The sequence below is a fragment of the Aromatoleum evansii genome, from assembly GCF_045689615.1.
Lineage (GTDB): Bacteria > Pseudomonadota > Gammaproteobacteria > Burkholderiales > Rhodocyclaceae > Aromatoleum > Aromatoleum evansii.
The window spans coordinates 972,034-988,438 of record NZ_CP141259.1 but is presented as its reverse complement, the minus strand read 5'-3'; the positions used below and the strand labels follow the sequence as shown (position 1 = coordinate 988,438).

Below are 16,405 nucleotides of genomic sequence, written 5' to 3'. Positions count from 1 at the left end.
ATACGGCCTTCAGATCCCGAGCGTCTGCTTCACCGCCGGCCACTGCCGGCGGCTGACCGGCAAGCCTTCGGCCAGCCCGCCGAGCAGGATGTCCCAGTGCGGCTCGCCGTCCTGCTCGCCCGCGCGCTCGACGCCGACCACGGCAGCGCGCGCGACGAGGCAGTTACGGTGGATGCGCAGGAAGCGGCCGGCGAACTCCTGCTCGAGCTGCACCAGCGATTCGTCGAGCAGGTATTCGCGCTCGGTCGTTCGCGCGGTCACGTATTTCAGCTCCGCACGCAGGAACAGCACGTCCGCGACCGGCACCAGCAGGATGCGGCCGCGCTCATTCACGCTGAAATGCTGCCGCGCACCGGGCGCCAGTGCCGCCAGCGCGGCATCCGGCAGCGGCTGGCGGCGGCGCACCTTCGCCAGCGCGTCGGCCAGACGCTGCGCCCGCACCGGCTTCAGCAGGTAGTCGACCGCCGACAGCTCGAAGGCCTGCACCGCGTATTCGTCGTAGGCCGTTGTGAAGATCACCGCGGGGGGCTTCTCCAGCCGGCCGAGGTGGCGAGCCAGCTCGACGCCGTCCATCACCGGCATGCGGATGTCGGCCAGCACGACGTCGGCGGGCTCGCTCTCCAGCAGGCGCAGGGCCTCGACGCCGTTGGCCGCGACACCGACGACGGCGGTCGGCTGCTCCTGCGCAATGTCGCCGAGCAGGTCGCGCAAGCGCGCGCGCGCGGGCGCCTCGTCATCGACGATCACCACCCGCAGCAGCTGTGCCGACTCCATCGAACACCTCCCCCTGCGCTGCACGCCGGGCCGGCCCGCCGGCCCCCAAGGCACGCAGGCCTTTTGCTTTATAATTTCGGCCTGTTTGCGCGGCGCCCGCAACAACCGGCGCCCCGCCCCTAGCCGGCCGCGAACGGCCACGCCATACCAATGACGGACATTATGACAGACACCACTTCCTCGCAGCCGGCCAAGGCCTGGTCGGGCCGCTTCAGCGAACCCGTCTCGGACCTCGTGAAACGCTACACCGCCTCGGTGTTCTTCGACCAGCGCATGGCGCGCCAGGACATCCGCGGCTCGCTCGCGCACGCGAAGATGCTCGCGCGCCAGGGCATCATAGGCGCGCAGGATCTAGCCGACATCGAGCGCGGCATGACGCAGATCCTCGGCGAGATCGAGCGTGGCGAGTTCGGCTGGAACCTCGACGACGAGGACGTGCATCTCAACATCGAAAAACGCCTCACCGCGCTCGTCGGCGACGCCGGCAAGCGACTGCACACGGGCCGCAGCCGCAACGACCAGGTCGCGACCGACATCCGCCTGTGGCTGCGCGACGCCATCGACCAGATCCTCGCGCTGATCGGTGACTTCCAGAAGAACCTGCTCGACGTCGCCGAAGCCAACGCCGCGACGCCGATGCCCGGCTTCACGCACCTGCAGGTCGCCCAGCCGGTGACCTTCGGCCACCACCTGATGGCCTATTACGAGATGAGCCGTCGCGATGCCGAGCGCTTCGCCGACTGCCGCAAGCGCGTGAACCGCCTGCCGCTGGGCAGCGCCGCGCTCGCCGGCACCAGCTACCCGATCGACCGCGAATTCGTCGCGCAGGAACTCGGCTTCGACGAGGTCTGCTACAACTCGCTCGACGCCGTCAGCGACCGCGATTTCGCGATCGAATTCTGCGCCGCCTCGGCGCTGCTGATGACGCACCTGTCGCGCTTCTCCGAGGAGCTGATCCTGTGGATGAGCCCGCGCGTGGGCTTCATCGACCTCGCCGACCGTTTCTGCACCGGCAGCTCCATCATGCCGCAGAAGAAGAACCCCGACGTCCCCGAACTCGTGCGCGGCAAGACCGGGCGCGTCAACGGCAGCCTGATCGCGCTGCTGACCCTGATGAAGGGCCAGCCGCTCGCGTACAACAAGGACAACCAGGAAGACAAGGAGCCGCTGTTCGACACCGCCGACACGGTGATCGACACGCTGCGCATCTACGCCGACATGATCACCGGCATCCGCGTGAAGACCGACGCGATGCGCGATGCGCTGAAGCAGGGCTACGCGACCGCGACCGACCTCGCCGATTACCTCGTCAAGAACGGCCTGCCCTTCCGCGACGCGCACGAAGCGGTCGCACTCGCCGTGCGAGCGGCCGACGTGAAGGGCTGCGACCTGCCGCAGTTCTCGCTCGACGAGCTGCGCACGGCCATGGCGCACGTGCCGGGCGCGGCCGAGCGCGTCAAGGACGACGTCTTCGCGGTGCTCACCGTCGAAGGCTCGCTCGCCTCGCGCAAGCACGTCGGCGGCACGGCTCCCGAGCAGGTCCGCGCAGCCATCGCGCGGGCGCGCAGCGCCCGGGCCTGAGGGCCCCACCAACGGATCGGCCAGTACGCAAAGAGGCGCCCGCCCGGGGGCGGGCCCTCGCACTCCGCTCGACTGGTGTGAATCCTCCGCCGGACGCGAGTTCTCGCGTACGAACAACACCTCGCCCGTCCTCCCTCATCGCCCCGGCGTCACGAAAGACCGGAATTCACCCGGCCCCCATGTGCAAGGTCGGCATGACGAAGGTCACGACGCCGAGGCCCTTGTACTTGAAGCACACGGGGCACTCGGCTAGCTTAAGGACGACGGATCAAGTCGCAGCGAGTCCGCCGAGCGAACGTCGGAATTATTTACACCTGACTAGAACCGGCACATCGCTCGCACCATAAGCCTCTAATTTTCAGCACCTTGGAACACCTGCGAATTCGGCACGAATCGTGCTCGAATGCTTGCGACAAGGCGCACGCATCGAAATTCGCCATCAGGAACCGAGAAAATGGGGATCCCCCCGGAACCGAGCGATACCTGCCGCAGCGAGCTGCCCGAGGGAAGTCCGGCGGCCCCGCCCAAGGGGTCACGTCGTCGCTTCATCGGGGCGACCGCTGGCGGGGTGGGTGTGCTGCTGGCCGTTCAGGCGAAGTCGGCGCTCGCCGGCACCTGTCTGAGCCCGTCAGCGCTGGTGAGCGGGAATCTGAGCCGGCCGGCGGATACCCAGAACTGCATAGGCGGTCTTTCACCGGCGGACTGGAAACGTCAAGACCAACAGGGCCAGATGGTCAATGCGTGGCCGGCCGGGTATGTTGCACCCACTTTCAGCACGGCCCTGGCGGATCAGACAAGCTGCAACGGGGGGCATGACATCACCAATCCGAAGGGGATCTTTGCGCTTGGCCCCTCAGGTCCGCTATTGGGTACGCTTGTGAGTGAAGTATTCGCCGGCGCCCCGCCAGACACCGGAATCTGGGAGGTCCTGGCCTTCCCTCACCTGTTTGATTCGCCGTCGGGCGAATTCATGAGCCACCTGCTGGCCGCGTTGTTCAATGCCCTGACCATTCCCGGCTACCCGGTAAAGACGTGGCACGTATTCGAAATGTGGGAAGCCTTGAAGGGCGGCGCGAATTCGCTGTATTGCCCATCGAGCCTGGTGTGCAATCCGGACTCGGGACTGAGGCAGGAAGACGTCATTGCCTACCTCAGCAGCACCTACGACGTGAAGTCCGGCCTGTTGGCGGTCTGCACGGTCAACGGCAACAGCCTTTCCAGCGTCGGCAAGGTCGGCGGTGGGAAAATCAATCCGTAGAATGATTAATCCGTGGCAAGAAACGAACCTGGTGCCCGTGACTCCGCAGCGCTGCGCGGCTTTCCGGGGCGCGTGATTGTCCGCTCGCCAGACTGGCGCGACGATCACGCGCACGTGCTGTTCGATGTCAACTCCGGTGATTACTGGATTGTTTCGTCCCTTGCATGCGAGATCGTGAAGCTGTCGACCCGCGACGGGCCGTCGGATGTCGCAAGCCTGATTCAGCACCTCGTCGGGCACGGAGCCGACAGCGGAGCCGACGACGTCGATGAAACGACGATCCGGCGCGTGATCGATGAACTGGTGCAGCTCTCGATTCTCGCGCACACTTGAGCCCAACTCGTTCCGCGATGCGAGCTGGCTACCGGATTGATCGACGTCACCCTCTACCTCGCCCCGGTCACGGTGCGCTTGCGCGCGCCTTTCGGCGCGGTGCGCCAGCATCTCGAAACCTTCTACCCGGAGGCGCTGCACCCGGGCGCGAGGGCGCGGCATTTCATCGACTTCGACATCCGCATCACCCACGGCGCGGGATGGCGCCGCTGGGTCCGGCCGCAGGCGCGCTTCCTGCTGGATCACACGGAACCCTTCCTGCCTCTGCCGGCCAGCCAGGCCGCCCCCCTGTTCGAGTGGGGCCTCAACTGGTGCCTGGCATCCCGTCCGCTCGGCTATCTCGTCATGCATGCCGCGGTCGTCGCCCGTGACGGCGACGCGATCGTGATGCCGGGATCACCGGGAGCTGGCAAGAGCACGCTCTGCGCGGCGCTGACCTTCATCGACCAGTGGCGGCTGCTGTCCGACGAACTGGCGATCCTCGCCCCCGAATCCGGCAAGCTGCAACCCAACCCGCGCCCAATCAGCCTCAAGAACGAATCGATCGACATCGTTGCGCGCTTTCCCGACGCCAGGCTCGGGCAGCGCTACGCGGACACCCGCAAGGGCACGATCAGCCACGCGGCCGCGCCCGCTTCATCGCGCGCCGCAGCCGCCAGTCAGGCGCGATGCCGCTGGGTGATCTTTCCCCGCTTCGCCCCCGGGGCCGATCCGCACTGCGAGGAAATCGGCCGCGCCGAGGCGTTCGCCCGCATTGCGGAGCAGTCCTTCAATCGTGATCGCATGGGCGAGACTGGATTTCATGCGCTGTGCGCGATGCTCGACACGGCGCGCTGCTTTGAAATCGGCTACGACTCGACCGACACCGCCCTCGCGATGGTACGCGACATCACCGGGCGCTGACGCGATGAGATCGGCAGCCTGCGAACGCCTGATCGCGGTCCTGAAGACGCCGAGACAGGCTGAGGCGCTCGACCTTGCCGGATGGTCCGAGCTGGTCGCCAGCGCGCGGGCGGCGAACCTTGCGGGCCTGCTCGCCGAACGTGTCGCAGCGGCAGGAATCACGGCCCCACCCGAGGCCACGCGACACCTCGAAGCCATACGCCAGCTCAGCCGGCGCCAGACGCAGTCGGTCCGCTGGGAGGTGCATGGATTGCAGCGCGCACTGTGCTGCCTGGGCATTCCGCTGGTGCTGCTGAAGGGGGCGGCCTATGCAGTCTCCGACCATCCCGTCGGCCGCGGCCGCCTGTTCGGCGACATCGACATCCTCGTCCCGCGCCACACGCTCGGCGACGTCGAACTGCGGCTGATGGTGGCCGGCTGGGCATCGGCCAAGACCTCGCCCTACGACCAGCGCTACTACCGCAGGTGGATGCACGAACTACCCCCGATGGTGAATGTCCGGCGAGGAACCGTGCTCGACGTCCACCACACCATCCTCCCGCTCACATCGCGCCACGCCCCCCAGGCCGAGACGATCATCCGGGCTGCATCGGCACTGCCGGACCTGCCTGCCGTCCGCATCCCGCGCCCCGAGCATCTGCTGGTCCACAGCATCGTTCACCTGCTGCACGAAGGCGAACTTCACAACGGCCTGCGCGACCTCTTCGATATCGACGGGTTGCTGCGCGCGGGAGCCGGCGAAGCGGATTTCTGGCCGCGGGTGGTCGAGGCCTCACGAACGCTCGACGTCGTCGCGCCGGTCGCATTCGGACTCCACCTTGCCAGGCATCTGCTCGACAGCCCGATTCCGCCGCAGGTAATCGAGGACTTGTTTAACGCAGCGGGCGGGCCGGCCTCGCGGCTGCTGACGATGCTGTACACAACCGCCCTGCGCCCCGAGAACGAGGCGGCCGAAAGCGCGGCGGCGACGCTCGCGCGCTTTGCCATCTACGTGCGCGCCCATTGGCTGCGCATGCCGCCGCATCTGCTACTGCGGCACCTCGCGCACAAATCGATCGTGCGGCTCAGAAAAGACGAGCCCGCCACAGACGGGCGGGCCTGATCGCTACCCCGGCACGGACGGACGCCGCGCCGGTCGAAGCAAATTACTTGACGCCGGCTTCGGCGAGCATCGTCTTCAGCTCGCCGTTCTCGTACATCTCGCGCATGATGTCACAGCCACCGACGAATTCGCCCTTGATGTAGAGCTGGGGAATCGTCGGCCAGTTGGCGAACTCCTTGATACCGCTGCGAATGTCCTCGTTCTCCAGCACGTTCACCGAAAAGAGCTCGGTCACGCCCAGGTTCTTGAGGATCTGCACCGCAGTCGCCGAGAAGCCGCACATCGGGAACTGGGGCGTGCCCTTCATGTAGAGGACGACCGGGTTGCTGGTGACCTGCTCGCGGATGACGTTCTGGATGTCCATGTTGCCGTTCCAAAAGTTGAGTAATTAACTCGGGAAATTCTAGGGATTGGCACCGCGGCCGTCAATAGGCACGGCAACGGGAGTGGATTCAGCGCGAGTCCTCGCGCCCCAGCCACTGACCGCCCGACACGCGCTCGATGCCGCCGAGGTCCTTCCACGACGTGATCGACGAGAATCCCGCATCGGTAAGCAAACCGCGCACGGCCGCCGCCTGGTCGTACCCATGCTCCATGAAGAGCCAGCCGCCCGGCTCCAGGTGGCGCGGCGCCTGCGCGGCGATCGCCGCGAGGTCGTCCAGCCCCTGCGGCCCCGCAGCCAGCGCCGTTCCCGGCTCGAAGCGCACGTCCCCCTCGCCCAGATGCGGGTCGTCCGCCGCGACGTAGGGAGGATTGGCCACGATCAGCTGGTAGCGGTCGCCCCCGAGCTGCGAAAACCAGTCGCCGAGCACGAAGGACACGCTCGCCCTGAGTCGTGCGGCATTGGCCATCGCAACCAGCAAGGCCTCGCGCGAGCGATCGACCGCCGTCACGTCGGCATCGGGCAACTCGAGCGCGAGGGTCACGGCCAGCGCGCCGCTGCCGGTGCCCAGGTCGAGCACCCGCGCGTGCGGCCTGTCGCCGAAATGCGCGAGTGCCAGCTCGATCAGCAATTCGGTATCGGGCCGCGGGATCAGGACCGCCGGGCCGACCATGAAGGCACGCCCGTAGAACTCGCGCTCGCCGATCAGGTAGGCCACCGGCTCCCCCGCCTCGCGCCGCTCCACCAGACTGAGAAATTCCGCCCATTCGCGTTCGTCGAGCCGCGCCTCCGGGTAGGCGGCAAGGCGTGCTGCGGAACATTGCAGCACATGGCGCAGCAGCACCCGCGCATCGACAACCGCGATGCGGGCTCGCGCCCAATTCAGTGCGCCGGCGATGTCGGGCGCCGCGTCGGGCGTATTCATCAGCGCCCCCACCCGCGCAGAGTCGACGTTTGCGGCCTCACGCCCATGTCACTCACCGGCGAGCGCCGCGAGCTGTTCGGCCTGATGTTCCGCGATGAGCGCGCCGATCAAGTCGTCGAGTTCGCCCTCCATCACCGCGTCCAGCTTGTACAGCGTGAGGTTGATGCGGTGGTCGGTGACGCGACCCTGGGGGAAATTGTAGGTGCGGATGCGCTCAGAGCGATCGCCGCTGCCCACGAGGCTCTTGCGCGTTGCGGCCTCCCGGGCCTGCTGCTCGCGCAGCTGCACGTCGTGGATGCGCGCAGCCAGCACGGACATCGCCTGCGCCTTGTTGCGGTGCTGCGAGCGGTCGTCCTGGCATTCGACGACGATGCCCGTGGGCAGGTGGGTGATGCGCACCGCCGAATCGGTCTTGTTGATGTGCTGACCGCCCGCGCCGCTTGCACGGAAGGTGTCGATGCGCAGATCCGCCGGGTTGATGTTGACGGCCTCGAGCTCGTCGGCCTCGGGCATCACCGCGACGGTGCAGGCGGACGTGTGGATGCGCCCCTGCGTCTCCGTCGCCGGCACCCGCTGGACGCGATGCCCGCCCGACTCGAACTTGAGTTTGGAATACGCCCCGGCGCCGATCACGCGCGCGATGACTTCCTTGTAACCGCCGAGATCCGATTCGCTCGCCGACACGATCTCGACCTTCCAGCGCTGGCGTTCGGCGTAGCGCGTATACATGCGCAGCAGGTCGCCGGCGAACAGTGCCGCCTCGTCGCCCCCGGTGCCGGCGCGAATCTCGAGGAACAGGTTGCGCTCATCGTCCGGGTCGCGCGGCAGCAGCGCGCGCTGCAGCTCGTCCTCCAGCGCGGAAATCCGCTCCGCACAGGCCGCCATCTCCATTTCCGCGAGCTCGCGCATCTCCGCATCGGCGAGCATCTCGCGCGCACTCGCGGCCTCGCTCTCGGTCTTGCGCCATGCCTCGTACAGGGCCACGACAGGTTCGATCTCGGCGCGCTCGCGCCCGAGCGCGCGGAAGGCATCCATGTCGCGCGCGGCATCCTCGGAGGCGAATTCGCGATCCAGTTCGGCAAGTCGACTACTCAGGAAATCGAGCTTTTCGCGGATGCTCTGCTTCATCGGGAACCGGAAAGGGGGCACGGAGGCCGGCAGCGCACCCGCAACGGGCGCGCACCCGACTAATCGTGCGAATTGAGATTGAAGAGTTGCTGCACCAGCCGCGAGGCGTCTGCCTGCTGCTCGCCCTCGGACTGGTTGAGGAAGCGGGTCGGCCCGTGCATCAGCTTGTTGATCAGGCCATGGCTCAGCGCATCGAGCACCTTCTGCGGATCCTCGCCCTTCGCAAGCAACTTGCTCGCGCGTTCGAGCTCCACGGTGCGCAGCATCTCGGCATGCTGGCGCAGCGCCTTGATCGTCGGCACCGCATCGCGCGCCTGCATCCAGTGCAGGAAACCATCGACGCGCGTATTGATGATCTCCTCGGCCTCGATCACCGCCTGCTGGCGCGATTCGAGACCGGCGTCGACGACCTGCGCCAGGTCATCGACCGTGTACAGGAAGATGTCGTCCAGCGCGCCGACCTCGGCTTCGATATCACGCGGCACGGCGAGGTCGACCATCACCATCGGCTTGTGGCGGCGCGCCTTGATCGCACGCTCGACCATGCCCAGACCGACGATCGGTAGCGGGCTGGCCGTACAGGAGACGACGATATCGAATTGCGCCAGCACGTCGCCGATCGCATCCAGCCGCATCACCTGCGCCCCGAAGCGGCTCGCCACCACCTGGGCACGCGCCTCGGTACGGTTGGCAACGACCATTTCCCTGGGGTTCGCCCCCGCGAAATGCGCGGCGCACAGCTCGATCATCTCGCCCGCGCCGATGAACAGCACGCGCTGGTCGGAGATGCGCTCGAAGATGCGCTCGGACAGGTGTACCGCCGCCGCCGCCATCGACACGATGTTCGCGCCGATTGCCGTCGTCGAGCGCACCTCCTTGGCGACCGCGAAGGTGTTCTGGAACAGCTTGTGCAGCAGGGTCCCCATGGTCCCTGCCTCTTCCGCCCGCCGCGCCGCGTCCTTGACCTGGCCGAGAATCTGCGGCTCGCCCAGCACCATCGAATCGAGCCCGCTGGCGACGCGGAACACGTGGCGGATCGCGTCGCGCTGCGGATAGGTGTAGAGATAGGGCGACACTTCCTTCAGCGACAGCTGGTGGAAGCTCGCCAGCCAGTCGGCCGCATGCTGCGGCTGCTCGGTGGCGAAGTACAGCTCGGTGCGGTTGCAGGTCGACAGGATCGCGGCCTCACGCACCGTGCGCGCATGCGTCAGGTTGTGCAGGGCATCGTCCAGCCGCTCGGGCTGAAACGCCACCCGCTCCCGTATGCTGAGCGGAGCGGTGTGATGATTCAAGCCAAGAGCATAAAGTTGCATGCGCGATCGCAAAGAAAAGCCTAATTCTGCGGATTATAGCACCGTGAAAAACGTCGCAATATTGCGCGAAATCAGACCTTTCTGTTGCGCATACTGCAACGTCAACGAAAACGGGCCGACAAGCGCCGACCCGTTTCGATTACAGGCGATTCTAACACGCCACGGACGCAAGCTGCGCCACGGGGCGCGAACGCACGGAGCCCCCGCACCCGCAACGCCCCCGCTGGCGGCCTTACCTTACCTTCCTCGCGACGGGCTTCGGGACGGTCAGCATGATCGACAGGATCGCGACGAGCACCATGAAGACGTTGAACATCAGAGCGATGATCGCAGCCTGGCGCACCGCCAGATTGTCCTGCCGCCCGTAGAAGGTGATCACGCCGTCCAGCCATGCCACGCTCTCCGGGTTCGCGCGCAGCGCCGTGAAGATCGCCGCGGAGACCGCCACGCCGAACGCGGCGCCGAGCGAGGACGCCATCTTGTAGATACCGGCCCCCGAGCCCGCCTGCGCGGACGGCAGGCTCGACAGCGCGGCGTCGGTCGACGGCGTGGCATAGAAGGCCAGCCCGATGCCGAACAGGGCATACGCCACCATGGCCATGAGCTTGTACGTACCGAGCATGACGTTGGCCGGAGAGAGCATCAGGATTGCCACCCCCGTGATGACACAGCCCCAGATCATCGGCTTGCGTGCGCCGAAGCGCTGCAGCAGCTTCTCGCCCACGCGGATGAAGGCGATGATCGCAATCGCATAGCCGAGCGTCAGCGTGCCCGCCTCCTGCGCAGTCATGTTGCCGCCCAACTGGACGAGCTGCAGCGATACGAGCAGGGTCCCGGCCACGCCATTGAGCAGGAAGTTCGAGATCGTCGCACCGGCATAGGTCCGATTGCGGAACAGCTTGAAATCGACGAAGCCATGTGGACTGACGCTCTCGATGCGGAAAAACAGCGAACCGACGATGATGACGACCGCGATCAGCCCCAGGATCAGCGGACTCGTCCAACCCAGCTTGTTGCCCTGGGTGACGACGATCTGCAGGGCAACCATCGTGATCATGAACGCGATCACGCCGGCGAAATCGAACTTGTAGCTGCCGCTCGTCTCCGCCTTGCTCTCCGGCGTGCCGCGCACCAGGAACAGGCCGACCAGGGCGACGACGATGGAGACCAGGAAGATGTAGCGCCAGCCGAAGTTCGCGGTCATCAGACCGCCGAACAGCGAACACATGCCCGATCCGCCCCACGAACCGATGGACCACAGGCTGACCGCGCGCTGCCGTCCCGCCCCGTCCCAGTAGGTTTTCACCAGCGCGAGGCTGGCTGGCATGATGCATGCCGCCGACACCCCCTGGAGCGCACGCCCGACCATCAGGAAGGCTGTGCCGAAACTGCCGACCGGAGCCGTTGCGATCAGGGCCGAACCTAGGACGCTCAGATAGAAGCCGATGGTCATCATCCGCAAGCGCCCGATGCGGTCCGCGAGCCCCCCGAGCACGACGGTGAAGATGCCGGAGAACAGCGCCGTCACGGCCACCGCAATATTCATGACACTTGGATCGAGCCCGAGATCCCGTTGCATGTCCGGCGCGATATTGAGCGTCGTCTGGGCAAACAGCCAGAAGGTGATGACCCCGAGAATGATGCCGACAAGCAGTCTGTCGGTACCCTGGTAACTGCTGGAACTGCTCGCCCCCTGGTTCATCGCGCCCTCCTCGAAACAAGTTGCAGATGTTAACATTTCGAGTACGTTGAAGTAATCAACTTTTTGAGGGCCGGACGCAGGACGCCACGGAGCGCCGACCCGCTCGGCCGGGCAGAGCAAGCCCTGACGCGAAATATGGCGTGTACGGGATTGGCAGAGGAACGTCAGAAAAGCAAAAAGCCCGCCGATGAGGGCGGGCTTTTTGCCTGTAATTCCTTGGTGGCCAGGGACGGAATCGAACCGCCGACACGCGGATTTTCAATCCGCTGCTCTACCAACTGAGCTACCTGGCCGGTGAAGACGCGCATTATAGCGGGTCTCGACGAAGTGTCAAAGATATTTTCGTCACGACATCGAAATATCCGCCAGGCAAAAAAATGGGGCAGCAATCGCCGCCCCGAATCATTCACCCAACCACCGGCCCGAAGGCCGGCGGCATTACAGCCCTCAGTGGCCGGAAGCGCCTTCCGCGCCGATACCGGTTTCCGAACGCACCTTCTGCGCGAGGTAGCCCGCACGGTCTTCCTGGGCACGCGCGCTGTTGTCGAGGATCGAGAACAGCCAGATGCCGATGAAGCCCGCGGCCATCGAGAAGAGCGCCGGCGAGGTGTAGGGGAACAGCGCCGAACCCTTCGGGTTGCCCAGCGTGGCTTCCCACACCGACGGCGACACGACGGTCAGCGCGACGGCGGTGATCAGGCCGATGAAGCCGCCGATGCACGCCCCGCGGGTAGTGCAATCCTTCCACAGCACCGACATGAACAGTACCGGGAAGTTGGCCGAAGCCGCGATCGCGAAGGCCAGCGACACCATGAAGGCGATGTTCTGCTTCTCGAACGCGATACCCAGCACCACCGCGATGATGCCCAGGGCGATCGTCGTCATGCGCGAAACACGCAGCTCCGATGCGGAATCGGCGTTGCCGTGCTTGAACACCGTGGCGTAGAGGTCGTGCGACACCGCGGAAGCTCCCGACAGCGTCAGGCCGGCAACCACCGCCAGAATCGTTGCGAACGCAACGGCGGAGATGAAGCCGAGGAAGACGTTGCCGCCGACTGCATTGGCGAGGTGGATAGCGGCCATGTTGCTGCCGCCGATCAGCCCGCCCTTGGCATCGAGGAAGCCGGGGTTGGTCGAAACCAGCACGATCGCGCCGAAGCCGATGATGAACGTGAGGATGTAGAAGTAGCCGATCCAGGTGGTGGCCCAGAACACCGACTTGCGTGCTTCCTTCGCATCGGGAACGGTGAAGAAGCGCATCAGGATGTGCGGCAGGCCGGCGGTACCGAACATCAGCGCCATACCGAAGGAGATCGCGGAGATCGGATCCTTGATGAAGGAGCCCGGGCCCATGATCGCCTGGCCGAGAATCCCGGCCTCTTCGGGGGTCTTGCCCGCTGCGGCAGCCACACCTGCCTTCACGCGCACGGCGTCGGCGAACAGCGCCTCCGGCGAGAAGCCGTAGGCCAGCAGCACCATGAAGGCCATGAAGGACGCGCCGGCAAGCAGCAGGCAGGCCTTGATGATCTGCACCCAGGTGGTTGCGGTCATGCCGCCGAAGAGCACGTACACCATCATCAGCGCGCCGACGATGACGACGGCCATCCAGTACTCGAGGCCGAACAGCAGCTTGATCAGCTGGCCGGCACCGACCATCTGCGCGATCAGGTAGAACGCCACCACGACCAGCGTGCCCGAAGCCGCGAAGGCGCGGATCGGGGTCTGCTTGAAGCGGTAGGCGGCGACGTCGGCAAAGGTGAACTTGCCGAGGTTGCGCAGGCGTTCCGCCATCAGGAAGGTGATGACAGGCCAGCCGACGAGGAAGCCGATCGAGTAGATCAATCCGTCGTAGCCGTTGGCCATGACCGCGGCGGAAATACCGAGGAAGGACGCAGCCGACATGTAGTCGCCCGCGATCGCGAGGCCGTTCTGGAAGCCGGTGATGCCGCCCCCGGCGGTGTAGAAATCGGCCGCCGACTTGGTCTTGGCCGCTGCCCACTTGGTGATCCACAGGGTGCCGACGACGAAGACCGCGAACATGATGATCGCGGTCCAGTTGGTTGCCTGCTTTTCCGCCTGACCGAGGTCAGCGCCGGCCGCCAGGGCTGCGCCCGCGGCCAGGGCGAGCGCGAGTCCGCCGCCGAGTTTCATGAAGCGGCCGCTCATTTGCTGCTCTCCTTGACGATATCCTGGGTCAGCGCGTCGAACTCGGAGTTCGCACGGCGTACATAGAGGCCGGTGATGATGATCGTAAACACGATCACGCCGAGACCGACCGGGATGCCCACGGTCATGACGCCGTCGCCCAGGCGCTGGGCGAACAGTCCCTTGTTGAACGCGATGACCGCGATGTAGCCGTAGTACACGACCATCATGATCGCCGTCAGAATCCAGCCGAACGACGAGCGGGCGCTCACGAGCTGCTGGTACTTCGGGTTGGCGACGATTCTTGTCACCATATCGTTTTGCATGTCTCCCTCCTTGAAACGGTGGTCAGCCGGGATTTTTCTCCGGTTGCCGCAACCTTAATGCGGGAGACTTACGATGCCCTTACGCGGGCCTGCAGGACCGCATCCGACCGCAACGCGGCCGGCCAGCCCATCTACCCGAGCGGGAAATCGCCGTATACCTGTATCGGCGGAGGGACGTGGCCGCGCGGGAAGACGACCTGGACGATCGTGCCCTGGCCCGCGGGATTGGGATTGAGCGTGACGGTCGCGCGATGCAGCTCGGCAATCTCGCGCACGATCGGCAAGCCCAGACCGGAACCGTCCTCGCCGCTGCCGAGCACGCGATAGAAGCGCTCGAACACCCGCTCGCGATCGGCCTCGGGGATGCCGACGCCGGTATCCTCGACTTCCAGGATCGGCGCACCGGCGTAACGCGTGTTGGCCGTGACGCTACCGCCCACCGGCGTGTATTTGATGGCGTTATCGACGAGATTCTTGATCATCTCCCGCAGCAGCACCGGATTGCCCTCGACCGTCAGCACGTCGGAGCCGCCCTCCACGCCGAGGTCGATGTTCTTCGCCTGGGCCCGCGGGAAGAGATCGAGCGCGACGTCACGCACGAGTGCGCGCAGGTCGATGGTTTCGACCGCGTAGAGCTTCTCGAAGCTCGCCTCGGCGCGTGCGAGCGACAGCAGTTGGTTGATGAGGTGGCTCGCGCGTTCCGTGCTCTGGGCGATGCGCGACAGCGACTCGCGCAGCGCGACGGGGTCGGTTTCCTGCAGCGCGAGCTCGGTCTGCATGCGCAGGCCGGTAAGCGGCGTGCGCATCTGGTGCGCGGCATCGGCGATGAAGCGTTGCTGGGCGTGCAGGTTCTCCTCCAGCCGCGCCATCATGTCGTTGAAGGCGACGATCAACGGGCGCACCTCCTCCGGCACGCTGGCCGCCGCGATCGGCGAGAGATCGGTGGGACGGCGACGGCGGATCAGGCTCTGCAGGCGGTTGAGCGGCGCGATGCCGCGCGTCAGACCGACCCACACCAGCACGACGGCAAGCGGGATGATGGCGAACTGCGGCAACAGCACGCCAGTAACGACGCGCGAGGCGAGATCGCTGCGCTTGTTGCGGGTTTCCGCGACCTGCACGAGCACGAGGGGACTGGCGGGCTCCGGCCACGGGCGCAGGAACTGATAGGCGATACGCACCTCTTCACCTTGGATCACATCGTCGCGGTAGAGCACGTCCTCGGGTATCAGGATGGGAGGGGCGGGCGTCCAGCCGATTTCGCGGTCGCCGGTAACCAGATCGCCGCTTTCGTTCGCGACCTGGTAGTAGACGACGTCGTCCTGGTCGGCACGGAACAGCGCCCGCGGCGGCGCGGGGAAGTGCACCGCCACCTTGCCCTCCTCCACCGTGACCAGGCGCGCCAGCGCGCGCACGCTGTCGGCGAGGGCGCGGTCGTAAGGCTGGTTGGCGATGTTGTCGGCGACGTTGTGCGTGACGATGATGGAGATCGGCCACAGGAACAGCAGCGGCGCGAGCATCCAGTCGAGGATCTCGCCGAACAGCGAGTTCGGCTGCGTCGGCGAGCGCCCGCCCGCCGCCGTCTTGTCAGGCTTTCGCCGCCTGGCCAGCATCCACCGTTTCCAGGCAGTACCCCAGCCCGCGCACCGTCACGATGCGCACGCCGCTGTCCTCGAGCTTCTTGCGCAGGCGATGGACGTACACCTCGATCGCGTTGCTCGACACCTCCTCGCCCCATCCGCACAGGTGGTCCACGAGCTGATCTTTGCTGACGAGACGCCCCACCCGCAGGACGAACACTTCGAGCAGACCGATCTCGCGCGCGGAAAACTCGACCACCTGGCCGTTGATCTTCACGACGTGGTCAGCCTGGTCGTAGGACAGGCTCCCCACCTCGATGCAGCGTGCCTGGCCGGTGCCACGGCGGGTGAGCGCACGCACGCGCGCCTCCAGTTCCGGCAACGCAAAGGGCTTCGTGAGATAGTCGTCGGCGCCCGCATCGAGGCCGCGCACGCGATCCTCGACGCCGTCCTGGGCGGTGAGGATCAGCACCGGGATGGTCGACTTGCGCGCCCGCAGGCGCTTCAGGACCTCGATCCCCGGCAGGCGCGGCAAGCCCAGGTCGAGAATCACAAGATCATACGGTTGCGATGCCAACGCGGTATCCGCCTCGATGCCGGAAGACACGTGATCGACTGCAAAGCCGCCGCGACGAAGCGCGCGACACAAACCGTCTGCAATGACGGCATCATCTTCAGCAAGCAGAATCCGCATGGAATCAGGATGTAAGTTACATGTAAGCGGGCGCGCCTAGATTTACACCCGCTGTTCTCCTTTACCCGGTCAGAGGAATGGCCGCGCCGCCAGCGCGCCCGCTCCCGGGAGCTTCCGGCCGACTGCGCCGGAAACTCCCGACCGCCTTTTTTTGCCCATCTCCCCGAATTATCACACGCTTCGAGCGCGACCGCGCAGCGAGGGCCGTCTTGCGTGCACAACGTCGGCCGAAAAGCACAACGGCCCCGCCGAAGCGGGG

Annotated in this window: 15 protein-coding genes and 1 tRNA gene; 5 read left to right on the top strand and 11 right to left on the bottom strand. The window is 65.9% G+C overall.

The genetic code is table 11. From position 1 onward, the window contains the following. Positions 1-9: 9 nt before the first annotated feature. The gene (locus U5817_RS04420; RefSeq protein ID WP_169126567.1) at positions 10-774 is read right to left on the bottom strand and encodes a LytTR family DNA-binding domain-containing protein; all 765 of its coding nucleotides are present in this window, start codon (positions 772-774) and stop codon (positions 10-12) included. 162 nt (positions 775-936) lie between these two features. Between U5817_RS04420 and argH the strand changes: the two genes are divergently transcribed. The 5 genes from argH to U5817_RS04395 all read left to right on the top strand — a co-directional run bounded on the left by argH (position 937) and on the right by U5817_RS04395 (position 5,951). Continuing rightward, entirely contained in the window at positions 937-2,355 is a 1,419-nt protein-coding gene (gene argH, locus U5817_RS04415) for an argininosuccinate lyase (RefSeq protein ID WP_407279844.1), read from the top strand. Between the two features lie 454 nt (positions 2,356-2,809). Then, positions 2,810-3,613 (top strand): hypothetical protein, encoded by an 804-nt coding sequence (locus U5817_RS04410; protein ID WP_407279843.1) that lies wholly within the window; start codon positions 2,810-2,812, stop codon positions 3,611-3,613. Between the two features lie 12 nt (positions 3,614-3,625). Then, entirely contained in the window at positions 3,626-3,946 is a 321-nt protein-coding gene (locus U5817_RS04405) for a hypothetical protein (protein ID WP_407279842.1), read from the top strand. 36 nt (positions 3,947-3,982) lie between these two features. Continuing rightward, positions 3,983-4,849: an HprK-related kinase A gene (locus tag U5817_RS04400; protein WP_407279841.1), complete on the top strand. Its 867-nt coding sequence runs from the start codon at positions 3,983-3,985 to the stop codon at positions 4,847-4,849. A gap of 4 nt (positions 4,850-4,853) precedes the next feature. Continuing rightward, on the top strand, positions 4,854-5,951 hold the full coding sequence (locus U5817_RS04395; RefSeq protein WP_407279840.1) for a nucleotidyltransferase family protein: 1,098 nt from the start codon (positions 4,854-4,856) through the stop codon (positions 5,949-5,951). Positions 5,952-5,994: 43 nt separating this feature from the next. Here the strand turns inward: U5817_RS04395 and grxD are convergent, their stop codons facing one another. From grxD to U5817_RS04345, 10 genes are all read right to left on the bottom strand, one after another. Further along, positions 5,995-6,315, bottom strand: a complete 321-nt coding sequence (gene grxD / locus U5817_RS04390) for a Grx4 family monothiol glutaredoxin (protein ID WP_169126555.1) — start codon at positions 6,313-6,315, stop codon at positions 5,995-5,997. 88 nt (positions 6,316-6,403) lie between these two features. Continuing rightward, on the bottom strand, positions 6,404-7,258 hold the full coding sequence (gene prmC / locus U5817_RS04385) for a peptide chain release factor N(5)-glutamine methyltransferase (RefSeq protein WP_407279839.1): 855 nt from the start codon (positions 7,256-7,258) through the stop codon (positions 6,404-6,406). A 48-nt stretch (positions 7,259-7,306) separates the two neighbouring features. Beyond that, positions 7,307-8,386, bottom strand: coding sequence for a peptide chain release factor 1 (gene prfA, locus U5817_RS04380; protein WP_169126551.1), 1,080 nt, complete (start codon positions 8,384-8,386; stop codon positions 7,307-7,309). A 59-nt stretch (positions 8,387-8,445) separates the two neighbouring features. Then, positions 8,446-9,699 carry a glutamyl-tRNA reductase gene (gene hemA, locus U5817_RS04375; protein ID WP_169126549.1) on the bottom strand — a complete coding sequence of 418 codons (1,254 nt, stop codon included), beginning with the start codon at positions 9,697-9,699 and terminating at the stop codon, positions 8,446-8,448. Positions 9,700-9,931: 232 nt separating this feature from the next. Then, positions 9,932-11,401, bottom strand: a complete 1,470-nt coding sequence (locus tag U5817_RS04370) for an MFS transporter (RefSeq protein WP_407279837.1) — start codon at positions 11,399-11,401, stop codon at positions 9,932-9,934. A 217-nt stretch (positions 11,402-11,618) separates the two neighbouring features. After that, a tRNA-Phe gene (locus tag U5817_RS04365) sits at positions 11,619-11,694 on the bottom strand. A 154-nt stretch (positions 11,695-11,848) separates the two neighbouring features. After that, complete coding sequence (locus U5817_RS04360) at positions 11,849-13,567, bottom strand: cation acetate symporter (RefSeq protein WP_407279836.1); 1,719 nt, start codon at positions 13,565-13,567, stop codon at positions 11,849-11,851. Then, the gene (locus U5817_RS04355; protein WP_169126543.1) at positions 13,564-13,872 is read right to left on the bottom strand and encodes a DUF485 domain-containing protein; all 309 of its coding nucleotides are present in this window, start codon (positions 13,870-13,872) and stop codon (positions 13,564-13,566) included. The genes U5817_RS04360 and U5817_RS04355 overlap by 4 nt, the downstream gene beginning before the upstream one ends. A 131-nt stretch (positions 13,873-14,003) precedes the next feature. Further along, the gene (locus U5817_RS04350; RefSeq protein ID WP_407279835.1) at positions 14,004-15,485 is read right to left on the bottom strand and encodes a sensor histidine kinase; all 1,482 of its coding nucleotides are present in this window, start codon (positions 15,483-15,485) and stop codon (positions 14,004-14,006) included. Beyond that, positions 15,460-16,146 (bottom strand): response regulator, encoded by a 687-nt coding sequence (locus tag U5817_RS04345; protein WP_407279834.1) that lies wholly within the window; start codon positions 16,144-16,146, stop codon positions 15,460-15,462. Before U5817_RS04345 ends, U5817_RS04350 begins: the two co-directional genes overlap by 26 nt. Between the last annotated feature and the right edge of the window lie 259 nt (positions 16,147-16,405).